Source organism: Streptomyces sichuanensis (genome assembly GCF_020328095.1).
Lineage (GTDB): Bacteria > Actinomycetota > Actinomycetes > Streptomycetales > Streptomycetaceae > Streptomyces > Streptomyces cinnamoneus.
Genome location: NZ_JAIXMK010000194.1, coordinates 1 through 4,092, shown reverse-complemented (window position 1 = coordinate 4,092; position 4,092 = coordinate 1). Strand labels below are relative to the sequence as shown.

The 4,092-nt window shown below is 73.6% G+C and carries 5 protein-coding genes; 3 read left to right on the top strand and 2 right to left on the bottom strand.

What is annotated here, in order from left to right:
- The 3 genes from LE181_RS30565 to LE181_RS30555 all read left to right on the top strand — a co-directional run.
- Positions 1-1,129 (top strand): ABC transporter ATP-binding protein (locus tag LE181_RS30565; protein WP_225664757.1); only part of this gene is annotated, 1,129 nt, incomplete at its 5' end.
- Positions 1,126-1,764 carry a S26 family signal peptidase gene (locus LE181_RS30560; protein WP_225664756.1) on the top strand — a complete coding sequence of 213 codons (639 nt, stop codon included), beginning with the start codon at positions 1,126-1,128 and terminating at the stop codon, positions 1,762-1,764. The genes LE181_RS30565 and LE181_RS30560, both read left to right, overlap by 4 nt.
- A gap of 180 nt (positions 1,765-1,944) precedes the next feature.
- A complete protein-coding gene (locus LE181_RS30555; RefSeq protein WP_225664755.1) occupies positions 1,945-3,060 on the top strand; it encodes a WD40/YVTN/BNR-like repeat-containing protein in 1,116 nt (371 codons plus the stop codon).
- Positions 3,061-3,070: 10 nt separating this feature from the next.
- Here LE181_RS30555 and LE181_RS30550 read toward each other — a convergent pair whose 3' ends face one another.
- Together LE181_RS30550 and LE181_RS30545 are read right to left on the bottom strand one after the other, a co-directional pair.
- Positions 3,071-3,397 carry a putative quinol monooxygenase gene (locus LE181_RS30550; protein ID WP_190112406.1) on the bottom strand — a complete coding sequence of 109 codons (327 nt, stop codon included), beginning with the start codon at positions 3,395-3,397 and terminating at the stop codon, positions 3,071-3,073.
- A 187-nt stretch (positions 3,398-3,584) separates the two neighbouring features.
- Positions 3,585-4,092, bottom strand: a 508-nt coding sequence (locus LE181_RS30545) for a LysR substrate-binding domain-containing protein (protein ID WP_263869598.1), incomplete at its 5' end; no start/stop codon positions are given.

Here is a 4,092-nt window from a genome sequence, read left to right as displayed (position 1 = left end):
GCGCCGGGCGCTGGACCTGCGCGAGGTCCGGGTGCAGGCCGGGCTGGGGCTGCTGGCGGCGCTCGTCTCCGGAGCGGGCCTGCTCTGGGCGGTCGGCGCGGCCGGCGCCGGCGAGCTCACGCCCGGCGACGTCGCGGTGTTCATCGCCGCCGTGGTCGGGGTGCAGGGGGCCGTCACCACCCTGGCGAACGACGTCGCCGGCGTGCACCAGTCCCTCCTGCTCTTCGACCACTACGTGGCCGTGACCGGTGCGGGACCCGAACTGCCCACGGCAGGCAGGCCGCTTCCGCTTCCGCGCCTGCGCCGCGGCATCGAGCTGCGCGACGTGTGGTTCCGCTACTCCCCCGACCATCCCTGGGTGTTGCAAGGCGTGGACCTGTTCGTCCCGCACGGCACGTCCGTCGGGCTCGTCGGTCTGAACGGCTCGGGGAAGTCCACGCTCGTCAAGCTGTTGTGCCGCTTCTACGACCCGACGCGCGGGGCGATCCTGTGGGACGGCGTGGACATCCGTCACGTCGACGTCGCGGAGCTGCGGCGGAACATCAGTGCGGTGTTCCAGGACTACATGGACTACGACATGACGGCGGCGGAGAACATCGCCCAGGGCGACCTCGACGCCCTCGGCGACGCCGGGCGGATCCGCACCGCGGCCCGGCGCGCCGGGGTCCACGACACGCTCGCCGCGCTGCCCCACGGCTACGACACCCTGTTGTCGCGGATCTTCTTCATGGAGTCCGACAAGGACGATCCCACGACGGGGGTCCTGCTGTCCGGCGGGCAGTGCCAGCGGCTGGCGCTGGCCCGGGCGTTCCTCCGCGACCGGCGCGACCTGATGATCCTCGACGAGCCGTCGGCCGGGCTCGACGCCGCGGCCGAGTACGAGATCCACAGCTCGCTGCGGCGCTACCGGGCCGGCCGGACCAGCCTGCTCGTCTCCCACCGGCTGGGGGCGCTGCGCGACGTCGACGCCGTCGTCGTGCTGTCCGGGGGCCGGGTCGCCGAACAGGGGGACCACGCCGCGCTGATGGCGGCCGGCGGGGTGTACGCCCAGCTGTTCACGTTGCAGGCTTCCGGCTACCGGTCCGGGGACGGGCCCGGGGCACCCTCGGCGCTGAAGGATGTGCGATGACCCACGGCCTCTCCCCCGACACCTCGGCCGCGCGGGCCGAATCGGCTCTCGACCGGGCCCGGCGGCGCGCCCACCGCTCGCTGCTGTCGCGGCTGGCGCTGCTGGCCGCGGCGGCACTGCTGGGCGGGGGCGCGGCCCTCCTCCTGCGCGCGGGCGCCACGGCCGGCGGGACGCTCTGTGCCGCCGCGGCGCTGATCATCGTCTCCGGGGTCCTGCTGGCGGCCGTCGTCGGGCGGCGGCTGGTCGCCGTGACCGTCGACGGCAGGAGCATGGAGCCCGCCTACCGTGACGGCGACCGCGTGCTGGTGCGCCGCGGGCCGCTGCCGGGTCCGGGCGAGGTGGTCGTGGTGGAGCGGCCGCCGTACCGGTCGCCGTGGGAGGAGCCGGCGCTGTCCCGGCGGGCGGGGGCCCGGGCGATCTACGAGCGGCAGTGGGTCATCAAGCGGGTGGCCGCGGTGCCGGGCGATCCCGTACCGCCCGGTGCCGTGGCCGGGGCGGGCGGCGCCGACGGGGAGTGCGTTCCGGTGGGCATGGTCGTGCTGCTGGGGGACAATAAGGAACAAAGCCATGACTCGCGGCAGGTGGGCTACTTTCCGGCCGAGCGGGTCCTGGGGTCGGTCCTGCGCACGTTCTGACGGGCCCCGTCCGGGGGCGGGAGAATTGGCGCCCCCTGCGGGATCTTCCGTTACTTCTTGCGTCAAGCGCCTTTCAGGACAGCAAAAATGGCGCTTGATCGCGTTCTGTGACCGGAGTGTGACCGGTTAGATCATGATCGTCCAAGACACCTCGTGTCCGTTCCCCACAAGGGAGAGATCATGAAGCGGATCGGTTCGGCCGTCACCGCGGCAGCCGCTGCCTTCGTCCTTGCTCAGCCGTCCACCGCCACGGCGGCCGAGGCCGCCTCCTGGACGGCCCCCTCCTGCACCCGGGTGACGGGTGACGGAGGAGTCACCTTCACCACCGACGACGGTGCGAGCCTGAGGCCCACGACCGGCACCCTCAAGCCGGTCAGCTACACCCACGGCCTGGTGGCCCTGGACACCCCCAACACGCTGCTGGCGACCCGTAACAGCGAACTGCAGCGCTCGACGGACGCCGGCTGCACGTGGACGCGCGTCGCGACGCTGGACAGCGGCTCCGCCCGGCTGACGGCGGCCCCCGGCGGCCGCGCCTTCGCCTGGGAGGTGAACGGCGGCTACCTCGCACGGACCGACGGCAGGACCGTCACCCCGCTGAAGTCGCCGACGACGAGCATCGTGGGGCTGGGCACGGACCGGTCGCGGCCGGGTCACGTGCGCCTGGCCGGGGGCGACGGCCGGCTGTACGACTCCACCGACGCGGGCGCCAGCTGGCGGCAGGTGGGCACCGCAGCCTTCGGCAGCGGCGCCAGCGTCTACGCCGTGGCCTTCGACCCGAAGGACCTCGCCCACGCCGTCGCGGGCGGCATGACGAAGGGCGGGGCGGTGACCACCGACGGCGGAAACACCTGGACGGCGTCCACCGGCCTGACGGGCACCCCGGGCGGTGCCGCCAACCTCTTCGACGCGGCCTTCTCCCCCGCCTCGTCCTCGGTGGTCTACGCCCTCGGCATCGACCTGGTGGAGGCCGCGCCCGGCTCGTCCGGCGAGGGTCGTCACCTGTACCGCTCGGCCGACGGCGGCCGCACGTTCACCAAGGTCGTCGACGACTCCGCGGAGACCGAGCTGACCAACAGCACGCGGCTGGCGCCGAGCCCCGCGGACGCCGACGTGCTGTACTTCGAGTACGGCACGTACTTCCAGGGCTACGGCACCGACCTCTACCGCCTCGACGCACGGACGGGCAAGGTCTCCAAGACGCACAACTCCTACGACGGCATCTCGGCCATCGCCTTCAACCCCGCCCAGCCGAAGGTGATGTACCTGGGCGTGGAGGAGGTCCGGGTCGACTGACGGGCCGTCGTCAGCCGCGCGGCGAGAGCTCCGCCATCGCCGACCAACCGGTGCCCGGCACCTCGACGTTGATGATCTGCGGCGTCTCGGCGATGACGTCGGGCATCCAGGCCATGGCGGTCTTGAAGTGCTCGGAGTTCACGTGCACCTCGCCGGCCTCGGCCGACGCGAACGCCTCGACCAGCACGAACTGGTGGGGGTTGTCGACGCTGCGGGACCACTCGTAGAAGACGTTGCCCGGCTCGTCGCGCGTGGCCTGCGTGAAGTCCTGGACGAGGTCGAGCCACTCCTCGCTCCGCTCGGGACGGACGGTGAACTTGACGACGATGAAGATCATGGATGCTCCAGGTGACCGGGGCCGGGCCGGGGCCGGGCCGCCGGGCGGAGGGCGGTGGGCCCGGCGGCGGGACCGCCGCGCCCGTGGACGGGTCCATCGTGCCCCGCACGGCACTCTCCCGCGAACGTGACCGCCGCCGATTCCGGCCCTGCCGGAAAACCGCCCCTTCTCAGGCGGCGAGGGCGTCTCAGGCGGAGAGCGCGGCGGCCCGCTCGCGGAGCCCGGCCAGGGTGAGCCGCAGCAGGGGGTGGTCCTCGCTGCCGCGGCGGACCGCCGTGAACACCCGCCGCGTGGGTCCGGGCCCGCGCAGTGGGCGCACGGCCGGGGTGAGGGCCGGCCGGATCCCGTGCAGCGCCGAGCGCGGGACGAGGGCGACGCCGGCGCCGACGGAGACCAGGGCGCAGACGGCGGAGAAGTCGTCCGACAGGCATTCCACCCGGGGCCGGAAGCGGGCCTGCTCGCACGCGCGCACCACGGCCTCGTGGACGGGATTGCCGGGCCAGGGGGTGATCCACACGTCGTCGCGCAGCTCGGCGAGGTCCACCTCGGACGCGTCGGCGAGCCGGTGGCCCGGCGGCAGCACGGCGTCGAAGGGCTCTTCGTACAGCGGGGCGTGCAGCACCCGGCCGTCGCCCGGGGCGAGGGAGTCGCGGTGCTCGACGGCGACGGCGATGTCGACCTCGCCGTCGATGAGC

Bases quoted from the DNA above. Each gene is read 5' to 3' on its own strand.
- LE181_RS30560 (WP_225664756.1), top strand. From the start codon at position 1,126: ATGACCCACGGCCTCTCCCCCGACACCTCGGCCGCGCGGGCCGAATCG.
- LE181_RS30555 (WP_225664755.1), top strand. From the start codon at position 1,945: ATGAAGCGGATCGGTTCGGCCGTCACCGCGGCAGCCGCTGCCTTCGTC.
- LE181_RS30550 (WP_190112406.1), bottom strand. From the start codon at position 3,397: ATGATCTTCATCGTCGTCAAGTTCACCGTCCGTCCCGAGCGGAGCGAG.